11 protein-coding genes and 1 tRNA gene are annotated in these 13,433 nt (G+C 71.4%); 9 read left to right on the top strand and 3 right to left on the bottom strand.

The genetic code is table 11. The features are described from left to right. Positions 1–406 precede the first annotated feature (406 nt). Both ACZ4WS_RS22695 and ACZ4WS_RS22700 read right to left on the bottom strand, forming a co-directional pair. Complete coding sequence (locus tag ACZ4WS_RS22695; protein WP_467982979.1) at positions 407–3,565, bottom strand: SUKH-4 family immunity protein; 3,159 nt, start codon at positions 3,563–3,565, stop codon at positions 407–409. A gap of 7 nt (positions 3,566–3,572) precedes the next feature. After that, positions 3,573–4,577 carry an SMI1/KNR4 family protein gene (locus ACZ4WS_RS22700; RefSeq protein ID WP_467982982.1) on the bottom strand — a complete coding sequence of 335 codons (1,005 nt, stop codon included), beginning with the start codon at positions 4,575–4,577 and terminating at the stop codon, positions 3,573–3,575. Positions 4,578–4,806: 229 nt separating this feature from the next. Here ACZ4WS_RS22700 and ACZ4WS_RS22705 point away from each other — a divergent pair, with 229 nt between their 5' ends. Both ACZ4WS_RS22705 and ACZ4WS_RS22710 read left to right on the top strand, forming a co-directional pair. Then, complete coding sequence (locus ACZ4WS_RS22705; protein WP_467982984.1) at positions 4,807–5,313, top strand: YwqJ-related putative deaminase; 507 nt, start codon at positions 4,807–4,809, stop codon at positions 5,311–5,313. Positions 5,314–5,392: 79 nt separating this feature from the next. Next, positions 5,393–5,887, top strand: coding sequence for an SUKH-3 domain-containing protein (locus tag ACZ4WS_RS22710; RefSeq protein ID WP_467983186.1), 495 nt, complete (start codon positions 5,393–5,395; stop codon positions 5,885–5,887). A 173-nt stretch (positions 5,888–6,060) separates the two neighbouring features. On the opposite strand, the gene ACZ4WS_RS22715 is transcribed toward ACZ4WS_RS22710, so the two are convergent. After that, positions 6,061–7,371, bottom strand: coding sequence for a sensor histidine kinase (locus tag ACZ4WS_RS22715; protein ID WP_467982985.1), 1,311 nt, complete (start codon positions 7,369–7,371; stop codon positions 6,061–6,063). 304 nt (positions 7,372–7,675) lie between these two features. Between ACZ4WS_RS22715 and ACZ4WS_RS22720 the strand changes: the two genes are divergently transcribed. The 7 genes from ACZ4WS_RS22720 to ACZ4WS_RS22750 all read left to right on the top strand — a co-directional run bounded on the left by ACZ4WS_RS22720 (position 7,676) and on the right by ACZ4WS_RS22750 (position 13,367). Continuing rightward, positions 7,676–7,747: transfer RNA gene (locus ACZ4WS_RS22720), tRNA-Gln, on the top strand. 118 nt (positions 7,748–7,865) lie between these two features. Beyond that, entirely contained in the window at positions 7,866–9,314 is a 1,449-nt protein-coding gene (glmU, locus tag ACZ4WS_RS22725) for a bifunctional UDP-N-acetylglucosamine diphosphorylase/glucosamine-1-phosphate N-acetyltransferase GlmU (protein WP_467982987.1), read from the top strand. A gap of 159 nt (positions 9,315–9,473) precedes the next feature. Continuing rightward, entirely contained in the window at positions 9,474–10,448 is a 975-nt protein-coding gene (locus ACZ4WS_RS22730) for a ribose-phosphate diphosphokinase (RefSeq protein ID WP_467982990.1), read from the top strand. A gap of 200 nt (positions 10,449–10,648) precedes the next feature. Further along, on the top strand, positions 10,649–11,233 hold the full coding sequence (locus tag ACZ4WS_RS22735; RefSeq protein WP_467982992.1) for a 50S ribosomal protein L25/general stress protein Ctc: 585 nt from the start codon (positions 10,649–10,651) through the stop codon (positions 11,231–11,233). A gap of 70 nt (positions 11,234–11,303) precedes the next feature. After that, positions 11,304–11,915: an aminoacyl-tRNA hydrolase gene (gene pth, locus ACZ4WS_RS22740; RefSeq protein WP_467982994.1), complete on the top strand. Its 612-nt coding sequence runs from the start codon at positions 11,304–11,306 to the stop codon at positions 11,913–11,915. 70 nt (positions 11,916–11,985) lie between these two features. Next, positions 11,986–12,495, top strand: coding sequence for a hypothetical protein (locus tag ACZ4WS_RS22745; protein WP_467982996.1), 510 nt, complete (start codon positions 11,986–11,988; stop codon positions 12,493–12,495). A gap of 200 nt (positions 12,496–12,695) precedes the next feature. Further along, entirely contained in the window at positions 12,696–13,367 is a 672-nt protein-coding gene (locus tag ACZ4WS_RS22750) for an LPXTG cell wall anchor domain-containing protein (RefSeq protein WP_467982998.1), read from the top strand. Positions 13,368–13,433 lie beyond the last annotated feature (66 nt).

Raw genomic sequence — 13,433 nt, forward strand, 5'->3', positions numbered from 1 at the left:
GCGGTTTCCTGCGCTGTTCGGGGGTGATCCCGGAACGGCTGTCGGAGCCGGTCAGCAGCCAGCCGGCGCCGGGGTCCGCACTCGGTTCCCCGGCGTAGGGGTCGAACGCGTCCGTGACGCCTGAGCCGTGAATCCCCCCAGAAATACAGGCTGATGGCGTACGCGCCGACGAGCAGCACGAGAGCGAGCAGGGCCAGGGCGACCCTCCCCCATAGCCTGAAGGGCATGGGAGGTACCCCCCTGGGCCGGCGCCGCCGGCCCCGCGCCTCCGGGCCGCCGCGCCCCGAACTCCCTGCGCTCCCTGTGCTCCCTGTGCTCCCTGTGCTCCCTGCATTCATGACCGCATGATCGAGGCGCCCGACCCGTCTCGCAGGTCGAGCGCCTCGTCCCTCATGGGGTCATGGCTTTACAGCAGCCCGTCCCACATCTGCTCCAGCAGCACCGACCACCAGCTCTCCGGCGAGCCGAGGGCCGCCGGGTCGAGGGAGGCGAGCTGGGCCTGGAAGTCGACGGTCCAGCGGCCCGCCTGCTCCTGGTTGAGGCCGAAGCGCAGCCGCCACATGCGGCCGAGCAGGGCGAGGCAGCGCGCGAACTCGGGCAGCCCCGTGTTCACGAACTGCGGCGGCACCGGGGCACCGCCCGGACCCGCCTCCACCGGCACGGCCACGATGTTCGCCGTGCCGTACTGAACACAGATCGCCTTGCCGAAGTCGCTGCCCATCACGAGGTACGAGCCCGCGTCCGCGCCCGGCTGCACCCCGCGCTCCTGCGCCAGCTCGGCGAGCGTGGGCACCGGGCGGCCCGGCTGGGCCTGGGCCCAGAAGAACGGGCCCATGTCGACCGGGAGTCCGGCCACCACCAGCGTGTGCGCCACGATGTCGGGCACACCCTGGCGGGACACCGCGGCCTGGTCGAACCGGAACACACCCGGACCGAACGCCGCCGCCAGCTCCTGCCCGATCGCCTCCGGCGGGATCGGCGGCGCGGGCTGCACCGGCGGAATCGGCGCCCGCACCGGCGCGGGGCGCGCCGGGCCGTCCGCCACCTGGTGCAACTCGCCCTGGTGCGCGATGAGCTGGTGCATGCCCTGCTGACGGCTCGCGTGGTCCGTGCCGTACGGGGCGATGGACGTGATCCGCGCCTGCGGCCACGTCTCCCGGATCATCCGCGCACAGTACGCGCCCGGCAGCTCACAGGACTCCAACTCTGTGTGCAGCTCCAGCACTTGCTGCGGCGGCACGTTCATCGCCCGCAGCTCGTGCAGGATCTGCCACTCCGGGTGCGGCGTACCCGGCGCGGAACGCCGGATCAGCTGCTGCTCGGAACCGTCCTGCGCGCGGTAGCGCAGCACGGCCTGGTAGCCGGGGCCCACGGTCGGCTGCCCCGCCTGGGGATAGCCGTACGCCGGGGGTTGCTGGCCGGGGATCGGTTGGCCGGGCATGGGCTGGCCGGGCATGGGCTGGCCAGGCAGCGGCTGGGGCGCGCCCGGGGGCATGCCGGGGGCTTGCGGGGGCGGCGGCGCGCCGGGGCCGCCGACAGCCGGACCCGCCAGCATCGTGGCGGCATGGTGAACACCGCCCGGGGGCGTACCACCGGGAGGCTGGGGCGCGCCGGGGCCGCCGACGGCCGGACCGGCCAGCATCGTCGCGGCATGGTGAACGGCGCCGGGAGGCGTGCCGCCCGGAGGCTGGGGCGCGCCGGGAGCACCGGGCGCCTGGGGTGCACCGGGAACGCCGGGGGCGCCCGGAGGCTGCGGCGCGCCGGGGCCACCGACGGCCGGACCGGCCAGCATCGTCGCGGCGTGGTGAACGGCGCCCGGAGGCGTACCACCCGGAGGGTTCGCGCCGGGAGCACCGGGCGCCTGGGGTGCACCCGGGGCACCGGGCGCGACAGGCGGACCCGCAAGCCCCTCGGGCCCGTCCGGGCCGAGCTGCGAGACGAGTTGCGTCGGTACGTACCCGCCCGCCGGGGTGCCCGGAGCACCCGGCCCGGACGGCGGAGGCGTACTCCCCGGCCGCGCACCCGGCACACCGGGGGCGCTCGGCGGATGCGGCGCGCTCGCCGCAGCAGCGCGCGCCCCCCGCGGCGGCGCCTGCGCCTTGCTGGTCGCGGCATCGGCGATGTCACCGGCGTTGGGCGGCAGGGGACGCGAAGGCGCGGCGGGCGGCGGCGTACCGGGGACACCCGGAGCCTGCGGGGCGCCGGGAGGCGGCGTACCGGGAACACCCGGAACCTGCGGCGCACCGGGAGGCGGAGTACCAGGCACCCCACCCGGCCCCTGCGGAAACCCGTACGCGGGCGCCCCCGGCGGAGGCGCCCCCTGCGGACCACCCGGAACCGGGGTGCCGGGCGGCGGCGTACCGGGAACACCCGGAACCTGCGGCGCACCGGGAGGCGGAGTACCAGGCACCCCACCCGGCCCCTGCGGAAACCCGTACGCGGGCGCCCCCGGCGGAGGCGCCCCCTGCGGACCACCGGGACCCTGCGGATAGCCGTACGTCGGCGCGATCGGCGGAGGCGTGCTCTGAGGGGCGCCGGGGCCCTGCGGCTGGGGCGGCGGCGTGCCCAGCCCCTGCGAAGGGCCGGGCGGCGGCGTCGAGTTGGGATCGCCGACCGCGGGCGCCAGCTCCGTGCGCGGAAGTTGGCTTCCTCCGGACATCAGGGCGGTCTTGGCGTCCGGCGTCACGCCGGGCGGCGGGGTGTCGGCGTCGTCGACATCGGTCAGCTGCGGCGCGAACACGGTCGCAGGCAGCGGTACGGAACGGTCGTCACCGGCGTCGGCGTTCGTGTCGGTCCCCGCCCACGGGGTCGCCGCCACGGGCGCACCCGGCACCCCGGCGTCCTGCGGACCCGAGCCCGGCCCGTCACCGGCCGCGGGCCACGGCGTACCCCCACCGGGAGCCGACGGCGCACCCGGCACGGAGGGCGTCGGAGGCGCGTCCGCCGGAGAAGGCGCCGGCACCCCCGCCCCGAACGACGCGGCGTGCGCCCCCGGCGCGGACGGAACCCCGTACGCCTCCGACTGTCCGGACGCACCCGGCGCCGCGGGCGCCGAACCCGCGCCCCCAGAAGCCCCATTGACGGACCCGCCACCCGAAGACGCACCCGAAGACACATCCGCAGCGGCAGCAGAGGCAGCCGCAGCCGGACGAGACCCGCCCCCATCGGACGCACCCGCCCGCCGATCCGGAATCCCCAGCTTGTCCGCGGCCTCCTGCAGCCACTCCGGGGGAGTCAACAAGAACGACGTCTGGTTCAGGTCGACCCGAGCCGAAGGCGCCGACGCCGGCCCCGGGGACACGTCGGGCGCCCCGTACTCCTCCTCGTACCGGCGAATCACCTCACCCACCGGCAGCGCGGGCCACAGCGTGGCCTCCCCGCTGTCCCGCGCGATGACGAGACGCTGCGCACCCCCGTCGGAACGCGGACCGTCGGAACGGTCCTCGGCCCACACCACAAACCCGAGTTCGAACTCGCGCACCCGCACCTCGCGGTGCTGGTACCCGGGCAGATCCCCGTTGATCCACTCTTCTGCGCGCTCCTGCGCCTGCGCGAAGGTCACCATCGAACGCTCACTCCCCCACCGAAGACGCCGAAGACGCCGAAGAGACGGGCACCGCGCGCGCGAAACCGCCGTCCACCATCAGATTCGCCACCGTCTCCAGCTCCGGCGGATTACCCGCGAGCCGGGACAGGAACTGGTCGAAGTCACCGCCGCAGGGCAGCAGTAGCCGCTGCACCCGCTCGGTCGGCGGCCAGGCGTCCTGGTCGCGGGCGTCGTCGTACGCGCAGAACCAGACCGACCCGATCGAGTCGCCCTTCACCTTCACGGCCAACAGCCCGCCCTGGACGAAGCCAACACCCAAGTAATCCTTGGTCAGATGGTCGCGCAGACACTTGTTGACATAGACGAGGTCATTGACGGCGGCCTCGTCGCGCACCGTGAAGAACGGCTGGTCCACCAGCAGACCCAGCTCGGCGTCGAGCGCGGCACCCACCGGCGCACAGCCACCCGCCGCCTTCAGGAAGGACCGGTAGGCCCCCGGCAGCCGATAGCCGAGATCCTCCTCGACCCCCAGCACCTGCTGCTCGGTCACCGCGACCGACGCCTTCGGCAGCCCGAAGTGCGCGGGCCGCGTCTCCTGCAACGGCCGCGTGCCCCGCTTGTTCTGGTCCACAGCCGCGGTCGCCAGCCCGCCGTGATGCCGCAGCAGCGCCTTCACGTCGACGGGAACCAGCTCGAGGCGCCGGGTGCCCGGCACGTGGTGCCACGTCCAGCCGTGCGGAGTGGCCACCGACGGGATCGTGTCCCACAGGTCGTGCCCGGTGGCGGCCAGCGCGGCGTTCGCGGAGACATAGTCCGTGAGCCTGAGCTCGTCGACGCCGAAACCCTCCGGGGGCTCGGCGATCTCCGCGGCGGCACGCGCGTACGCCGAGAAGTCGGGGTAGCCGTGCTCGTCGACCCGTACACCTCTGGGGTGACGGGCGGCCCGGACCGGGTCCGGGAAATGCACGACCTGCCCGGCGTAGGCCGCGTTCGGCGGCGCGGCTTGCTGCCCGAGCCGACCAGTCGTCATGGCGGTAGCCCCCTGCGGCGTTCTCAATAGCGGTATGGATCGTGGATATCGACAGCCTATGCGGTAGGACGACACCGGTCACCGGGCCTCCGGTTCCGTGACCTGCCGTCACCCCGCCGTGACCGTACGACGAAGACAGGGCGTGTCGCGCCGCCCCAGCTTCCGCACCCGCCACGGCATTTGGCAGTCTGTCTCCGCACCGGGGGATGCACGGGAGGAAAAAACGATCATGAACGCGACTCATGCGGGCACGTCCGGGGACCCCCGGGTCGGCTGGAGCAGCGCCGAGGCACCCCACGCCCCCGCCCTCCTGCACCGCCGCGACGGCATACTCCCCACCGTCGCCGCCGCCCTCTCCGTGCGCGGCGCCACCCTCACCGGCACCGCGGCGCGCGGCGACCAGCCGCCCGCCCTGCACCCCCTCGTCCAGGACTTCCTCGACACCCTCACCAGCGCACAACGCGACCGCTTCACCGGCCGCTGCGCCGAGGCGATCCTCATCTCCCGCCACATCGCCTCCGTCGACGCCGCCCGCAGCAAACGCGCCGCACGCAAGCCGATGACCAACGGCGAGGCCCGCAAAGCGCTCAAGCAGGCCAAACTCACCGCCCGCCGCATCCGCGAGGACGGCGACCCGCTGCACGGCAGCTTCGCCGCGCCCTGCCGCTCCTGCACCGCGCTCAGCGACCACTTCGGCGTACGCGTCGTCGACCCGACGGCGACCACCGACGCCTGAACTCCCCCACCCCCCGCACGCGTACGTACGACGGCGTCCCGTCACGCCGATGTCCCGACGCTCGACGAACGAAGGGCAGATGCACGCCGACCGCTCCTCCACCACACGCTTCTCCGACCCCGTGGACGCCGCGCTGCGCTCCGCCGGATGGCAGCCCGGACGCTGGGACATAAAGCAGGCCGAGTACTGGGCCGACGCGCTGCGCGGGCATGTGTCACCGGCCGGGCACCGGCACGCCGTGTTCCCCGCGGCGGTGGAGGCGTGGGCGGAGTTCGGCGGCCTCCACGTCACCTCACCCGGACCCGGCCGCCAGATCGCCCCGGCCACGCTCCACTTCGACCCCCTGTACGGACTCCACATGGCCCGCACCCTCGGCGACCTCGGCCGCGCCCTGGACACCGAGGTCTGCCCCCTCGGCGAGGAGTCCGACAGCCGCGCCCTCCTCGCCATCGACGCGGAAGGGCGCGTCTACACCCTGGACCACACCGGCGACTGGTACCTCGGCCCGGACATCGACACGGCCCTCACCACCCTGCTGTCGGGCATCGAGCCGGTCCGCCTCACGGCCGGGTAAGCACGCCCCCGGCGCGGGGGTGCGGGCAAGGCAGGTTTTCGCCCCCGCCGCCCCTGCCCTTCCCGCACCCGGGGGCTCCGCCCCCAGACCCCCGTATCAGCCTGAACCGCCTCGTCCTCAAACGCCGGACGGGCCGAAAGACCGCCGCCCACCCGCCGGAGCCGGAACCACACTCAGGCCACCGCCGGAATCACCGCCGACACCCGAAAACCCCCCGCATCCGTAGGCCCGGACACAAACACGCCCCCCAACGCCGCAACCCGTTCCTTCATCCCCAGCAGCCCATTGCCACCACTGGGCAGATGCACGTCGGAGGCCGAATCCGGCTCCGGCGGGCACTCGTTCTCCACCTGCATGGCGATCTCGGCGAGGCGGTGCGCGAGACGGATGTGGGTCTTGGCGCCGGCCGCGTGCTTGTGAACGTTGGTCAGAGCCTCCTGGACGACGCGGTACGCCGTCTGCTCGACCTCCGGCGCGTACGGGCGCACATCGCCCTCCACCGACAGGTCGACCACCATCCCCGCGGCCGCCGACTGCCCGATCAGCTCGTCCAGCTCGGCAAGGCAGGGCCCGTCCGCCGGATCGTCGGCCGCGCGCGACGCCGCCGCGGCCGCCGCAGCACCCACCGCGGCGAGCGGCACCGGCTGCACCCGCGCGTCCAGCCCCTCCCCCGTACGCAGCACACCCAGCATCTCCCGCAGCTCGGTCAGCGCCTGGCGCCCCATGTCCCCCACGAGCGCGGCATTCTTCACGGCCTTCTCGGGATCCTTCCGAGCCACCGCCTGCAAGGCGGCCGCATGCACGACCATCAAACTCACCCGATGCGCGACCACGTCATGCATCTCACGAGCGATCCGCGTCCGTTCCTCGTTCCGGGCCCACTCGGCCCGCTCCTCCGCCCGCTCGGCCAGCAGCTGCAACTCCCGCTCCAGCGAGTCCGCCCGCTCCCGCAGGCTCTCCATGAGCCGCCGCCGCGCTCCCACGTACAGCCCGAGCAGGACAGGCGGGGCGGTCATCCCCAAAGCGGTCGTAATAGAAAGGAAGGGGACGAACCAGTCCCCCATGGTCACGTCCCCGCGCACCACACCCTGATGCGCCCGTACGAACGTCACGATGAGCATCCCGGCGAAGGACATCCCCGCCAGCGCCCCGATGATCCGCCGCGGCAGCTCGGACGCGGCCAGCGTGTACAGCCCGACGAGCCCCATCACGAAGCCCATCTGCGCGGGCGTGATGGCAATGGACACCAGCACCACCGCGATGGGCCATTTCCGCCGCAGCAACAGCACGGCCCCCGCCGCCAGCCCGAACCCCATCCCCACCGGAACAGGCAGGCCCGCGTCGTGCGCGAACCGAATCCCCTCCGTCGCACACTCGGCCGCCGAGACCAGCGCGAGACTCCCGTCGAGCACCGCACTGCGCCACCTGACCCACCACCACGGCCCGTTCCCGGCCGCGGTGTGCTCTTCCCCCGTCGTGGTCATGCGTCCAGCCTACGGTCGCCCCCCGCCCCTTTTCCGGTGAGTTTCGGCTACTGACCTACACCGCACTCCGCAATCGAACAGAAGCGAAACCCACCGGAATACCTCGACCTGCCGAATCACTCACCGTTCGACACCGGAAGCCCGCATTCCGCCCGGACGGTATGCCGATGCCAGAAGAGCAAGCCCTACCGGCGCCGGGAAGCCGTCATCCGATCTGTACCGTCGCATCGAAGGTGCCTGGTACGGCATAGTGTTGGGTGCCGACTCGGCGACCTGACCAAATGTCCGGTTCAGCGGAGTTCAATCCCCCGTGGTGTAATTGGCAGCACTGTGGCTTTTGGTGCCATCTGTCCGGGTTCGAGTCCTGGCGGGGGAGCAATGCTCGGTTCGGGTCCTGACAGCTCTGTCAGGACCCGCTCTCATGTCACTCCTGATACGCCCCGGTATCCTGCGGATGTCCACACCCCAGCCATCCGAAGCCGAAGGGCATACCCGTGAGCGCCAATCGCCCGGCAGCCGTCGTCGTTCTTGCAGCGGGTGAGGGCACCCGTATGAAGTCGGCCACACCGAAGGTTCTGCACGAACTGTGTGGCCGTTCCCTGGTGGGTCATGTGCTCGCGGCGGCGCGCGAGTTGGAGCCCGAGAACCTGGTCGTGGTCGTGGGTCACGCCCGCGAGAAGGTCACCGCGCACCTCGCCGAGATCGACCCCGGCGTACGGACGGCCGTGCAGGCTCAGCAGAACGGGACCGGGCACGCCGTCCGCATGGCCCTCGAAGAGCTCGGCGGCACGGTCGACGGCACCGTCGTCGTGGTCTGCGGCGACACGCCGCTGCTCAGCGGCGAGACGCTGCGGAAGCTGGCTGCCACCCACACCTCCGACGGCAACGCCGTCACCGTGCTCACCGCCGAGGTCCCGGACGCCACCGGCTACGGCCGCATCGTGCGCGACGGGGCCAGCGGCGCCGTCACCGCGATCGTCGAGCACAAGGACGCCAGCGAGTCGCAGCGCGCCATCCGTGAGATCAACTCCGGGGTGTTCGCCTTCGACGGGCAGCTGCTGGCGGACGCACTCGGCAAGGTGCGTACCGACAACAGTCAGGGTGAGGAGTACCTCACGGACGTGCTGGGGATCCTGCGCGAGGCCGGGCACCGGGTCGGCGCCTCCGTCGCGGGCGACCACCGCGAGATCGCCGGCATCAACAACCGCGTCCAGCTCGCCGAGGCCCGCCGCATCCTCAACGACCGGCTGCTCAACGCGGCCATGCTCGCCGGGGTGACGATCGTCGACCCGGCCACCACCTGGGTCGACGTCGCGGTCACCTTCGAGCCGGACGCGATCGTGCACCCGGGGACGCAGTTGCAGGGTGCGACGCATCTCGGCGAGGGTGCCGAGGTCGGCCCCAACTCCCGCCTCAAGGACACGAAGGTCGGAGCCGGTGCCCGTATCGACAACACCGTCGCCGACAAGGCCGAGGTCGGACCGCAGGCCAGTGTGGGCCCGTACGCCTACCTCCGTCCCGGCACCCGCCTCGGTCTCAAGGCCAAGGTGGGCACGTACGTCGAGACGAAGAACGCGAAGATCGGCGAGGGCACCAAGATCCCGCATCTGTCGTACGTGGGCGACGCGACGATCGGCGAGTACTCCAACATCGGTGCCGCCAGCGTCTTCGTGAACTACGACGGGCAGGACAAGCACCACACGACGGTCGGCTCGCACTGCCGTACCGGTTCGGACAACATGTTTGTGGCTCCTGTCACGATCGGGGACGGCGCGTACACCGCGGCGGGCTCGGTCATCACCAAGGACGTACCGCCCGGTTCGCTGGCCGTGGCCCGTGGCCAGCAGCGGAATATCGAGGGCTGGGTGGCCCGCAAGCGTCCGGGAAGCGCGGCCGCGAAGGCGGCGGAGACAGCCTCCCGGAAGCCGGAAGGCGAAGCCTGACCGGAAACCGGTGCGTCTGACACGGCGTACCGTGATAAGTGCACACCCGCACCCCCAGCTGAGACGATTTCTCGCCGCGCGCTCGCGAGCTCGCATGAGACCGCGGCCGAGACGTTCGCCTCACACCCCCAGCTGAGACACCTCTGAGGAGACAGTGCTGTGACCGGGATCAAGACGACCGGCGAGAAGAAGATGATGTTCTTCTCCGGCCGCGCCCACCCCGAGCTTGCCCAGGAGGTCGCCCACAAGCTGGGTGTCGGGGTAGTCCCGACGAAGGCCTTCGACTTCGCGAACGGCGAGATCTACATCCGCTACCAGGAGTCCGCTCGCGGCGCCGACTGCTTCCTGATGCAGAGCCACACGGCTCCCATCAACAAGTGGATCATGGAGCAGCTGATCATGATCGACGCGCTGAAGCGCGCGTCGGCCCGCTCCATCACCGTGATCGTGCCCTTCTACGGTTACGCCCGTCAGGACAAGAAGCACCGCGGACGTGAACCGATCTCGGCGCGTCTGATCGCCGACCTGATGAAGACGGCGGGCGCTCACCGGATCCTGACGGTCGATCTGCACACCGACCAGATCCAGGGCTTCTTCGACGGCCCGGTCGACCACCTCTTCGCGCTGCCGATCCTCGCGGACTACGTGGGCGCGAAGGTCGACCGCGACAAGCTGACCGTCGTCTCCCCCGACGCCGGCCGCGTACGCGTCGCCGACCGCTGGTGCGACCGCCTCGACGCCCCCCTCGCGATCGTGCACAAGCGCCGCGACAAGGACGTCGCCAACCAGGTCACCGTCCACGAGGTCGTCGGTGACGTGAAGGGCCGCGTCTGCGTCCTCGTCGACGACATGATCGACACCGGTGGCACGATCTGCGCCGCCGCCGACGCCCTGTTCGCGCACGGCGCCGAGGACGTCATCGTCACGGCCACGCACGGTGTGCTCTCCGGCCCGGCCGCCGACCGTCTGAAGAACTCCAAGGTCAGCGAGTTCATCTTCACGGACACCCTGCCGACCCCGGGTGAGCTGGAGCTCGACAAGATCACGGTGCTGTCGATCGCGCCGACGATCGCGAACGCGGTCCGTGAGGTCTTCGAGGACGGTTCGGTGACGAGCCTGTTCGAGGAGCAGTAGGCCCCCGCTCCACCGGTCGATCCCGTAGATCGATTTCTTGTACGGCCTCCCCGCCCCGTAAGCTGTCACAGTTGCTCGGCGAGGGAGGCCGTACTGCTTGCGAAAGCGGTTCGGCGGTCCGTTATCGACGCGCTCTTCGTAGCAGGCCGATGTTTTTTGGCCGGGTGACCATCTTCCCCAGAGATCTACGAGGAGTGAACATGTCCGAGGTCAAGCTCGCCGCCGAGACCCGTTCCGAGTTCGGCAAGGGCGCCGCCCGCCGTGTCCGCCGTGAGAACAAGGTTCCCGCCGTTGTCTACGGCCACGGCACCGAGCCCGTCCACATCGCGCTGCCGGGCCACGAGCTGCAGCTCGCCCTGCGTACCCCGAACGTCCTGCTCACCCTGGACATCGAGGGCAAGACCGAGCTCGCGATCCCGAAGGCCGTCCAGCGCGACGCCATCAAGGGCTTCCTCGAGCACGTCGACCTGCTCCTCGTGAAGCGCGGCGAGAAGGTCACCGTCGAGGTCTTCGTCCAGACCGAGGGCGAGCTGGCCCCGGGCTCCTTCCTGCTCGAGCACGTGCTGAACACGCTGACGGTCGAGGCCGAGGCCACCCACATCCCGGAGTCGGTCACCGTCTCCATCGCGGGTCTTGAGGCCGGCGCCGCCATCCTCGCCAAGGACATCCCGCTCCCCGCGGGCACCACGCTGGCGATCGACGAGGACGCGGTCGTCCTCCAGGTCCTGGCCGCCCAGGCGGAGGAGGCCTCCGAGGAGGCCGAGACCGCGGCCGCCGAGGCCTGATTCCCCCCGGAATCTCATCCGTCAGCCGCCGCTCCCACCGGGAGCGGCGGCTGGCGCGTATCAAGGACACATGGGAGACACGGACGTGACGACCGACGCAGGCGCCCCCTGGCTGATCGTGGGCCTCGGCAACCCCGGCCCCGAGTACGCCATGAACCGGCACAACGTGGGCTTCATGGTGGCCGACCTGCTGGCGGAGCGGATCGGCGGCAAGTTCAAGCGGGCCGGCAAGGCGCAGGCGCAGGTGATCGAGGGACGGATCGGTCCGCCCGGTCCGGCGAACCGCCGGGTGATCCTGGCCAAGCCGATGTCGTACATGAATCTGTCCGGCGGACCGGTGAACGCGCTGCGGGACTTCTACAAGGTGCCGGTCGCCAACATCGTCGCGATCCACGACGAGCTGGACATCGACCACGGAGTACTGCGCCTCAAGCTCGGCGGCGGCGACAACGGCCACAACGGGCTGAAGTCCATGACGAAGGCGATGGGCCCGGACTATCACCGGGTGCGGTTCGGCATCGGGCGTCCTCCGGGGCGTATGCAGGTCGCCGACTTCGTGCTGAAGGACTTCGCGTCGGCGGAGCGCAAGGAGCTCGGCTACTTCGTGGACCGCGCGGCGGACGCCGTGGAGTGCCTGGTCATCGAGGGGCTGGAGCGGGCGCAGGGCACGTACAACTCCTGACCGCGCCGAAAGGTCCGTACAACACGCGACTTGTCCCCACCGGAGTTGACCGGGCGCGCAACCATGGCCAATGATCCCCGCCATGCCTGCCGTCACCTCAAGTCAAGGCTCCCGCCAGAGCTCGTACGCGGCGCTGCGGTTCGGGCGGCTCGCGGCGATGGGTACGGTCGCGACGCTGATCCTGATCGCAGGCGTCTGGGCCTCCTGGGGCACCGCTCAGCACGTGATGCTGAGCAAGGGCCGGGAGCAGGGGACGATCACCGTGAAGGCGTGCTCGGGCGAGACCTGTACGGGGCCGTACACGCCGACGTCGGAGGGCTCGAAGGCGCGGGCCCGCGTCACGATCGAGCAGTCGGTCGCGGTGAAGAAGGGCCAGACGTACACGGTCACGGTGAAGCCGGGCAGCAATGATGTCGTGCGCTCCGGCCCCGCCGGACTCCTCTACGCCTGGGTTCCCCTCGGTGGCGCCCTGCTGCTCGCCTCGGTGGTGGTCGCGGGCGGTCTGCGGCTGACCCGGGTGGCGTGGGTGCTGGCGGGGACGGGGATCGCTCAGCTGACGGTCACGTTCCTGGCCCTCTGACCAGGGGTCCATCGGCCTGAGTTCGCCTTCACATCTATGGAAAATCTGTGCGTTCCCTGATCGTTATCCGCGACTATTGGGGCGATCTCCAGCACATGGCGCATGAGGGACTTTCCTCCGCTTGACCGGCCGTCACCGGGCTAGGAAGCTGAGCCGCCCCCTCCACATCTTCCGTTTCACCTCTCGAAGATGGACTGCCCATGCGTACCCTCACCCGCGCCGGCGGCACCTTTGCTGTCGTAGCCGCCGCCTCAGCAGCCCTGCTGATCGCTCCCTCCGCCCAAGCAACCGCCCCCGGTGACAACGGCACCGTGAAGATCCACGACGCCACCACCGGCGAGGAGCTCCGCAAAAACGAGCCGCACGTCTGCACCTTCTACCTCGACGCCTTCGGCTTCGACGGCGTCCAGCAGGTCGACTGGCACATCGAGGCCTGGGCCCCGACCGCCGACGTCAAGGGCGAGACCGTGAAGTCCGGGGAGCTCACGCTGGACACCGAGGGCCACGGCCGCACCGACGACCTGTCGCTGCCCGACGGCCACTACAAGCTGTTCTGGAACTTCGACGGCGAGAACGGCGCCGCCAAGCACAAGGTGTTCTGGACCGACTGCGAGGACGAGAAGGAGGGCGGCACCGCGCCGTCCGCCTCCGCCTCGCCGACGAGCACCTCCGAGGCGAGCGCGGCCCCGTCCTCATCCCCGTCGTCGGCCGCCGAGGCTTCGCCGTCCTCGTCCCCGTCCGCCCAGGGCGGCGGCGACCTCGCCGAGACCGGCAGCGGCGCCCCGGTCGGCCCGCTCTCGGCCGTCGCGGCCGCGCTCGTCGGCGCGGGCGGCTACCTGGTGTTCCGCCGCCGTAAGGCGAGCCAGGGCTGAGACACGACGGTGCCCCCGTCCTCGTACGTACGAGGACGGGGGCACCGTCACATCCGGGCCGGGAGG

This window comes from Streptomyces sp. NPDC029292 (assembly GCF_055569295.1).

Excerpts from the sequence above, each read along its gene's own strand:
- ACZ4WS_RS22695 (WP_467982979.1), bottom strand. The coding sequence starts at position 3,565 with ATGGTGACCTTCGCGCAGGCGCAGGAGCGCGCAGAAGAGTGGATCAAC.
- ACZ4WS_RS22700 (WP_467982982.1), bottom strand. The coding sequence starts at position 4,577 with ATGACGACTGGTCGGCTCGGGCAGCAAGCCGCGCCGCCGAACGCGGCC.
- ACZ4WS_RS22705 (WP_467982984.1), top strand. The coding sequence starts at position 4,807 with ATGAACGCGACTCATGCGGGCACGTCCGGGGACCCCCGGGTCGGCTGG.
- ACZ4WS_RS22710 (WP_467983186.1), top strand. The coding sequence starts at position 5,393 with ATGCACGCCGACCGCTCCTCCACCACACGCTTCTCCGACCCCGTGGAC.
- ACZ4WS_RS22715 (WP_467982985.1), bottom strand. The coding sequence starts at position 7,371 with ATGACCACGACGGGGGAAGAGCACACCGCGGCCGGGAACGGGCCGTGG.
- ACZ4WS_RS22735 (WP_467982992.1), top strand. The coding sequence starts at position 10,649 with ATGTCCGAGGTCAAGCTCGCCGCCGAGACCCGTTCCGAGTTCGGCAAG.
- pth (WP_467982994.1), top strand. The coding sequence starts at position 11,304 with ATGGGAGACACGGACGTGACGACCGACGCAGGCGCCCCCTGGCTGATC.
- ACZ4WS_RS22745 (WP_467982996.1), top strand. The coding sequence starts at position 11,986 with ATGATCCCCGCCATGCCTGCCGTCACCTCAAGTCAAGGCTCCCGCCAG.
- ACZ4WS_RS22750 (WP_467982998.1), top strand. The coding sequence starts at position 12,696 with ATGCGTACCCTCACCCGCGCCGGCGGCACCTTTGCTGTCGTAGCCGCC.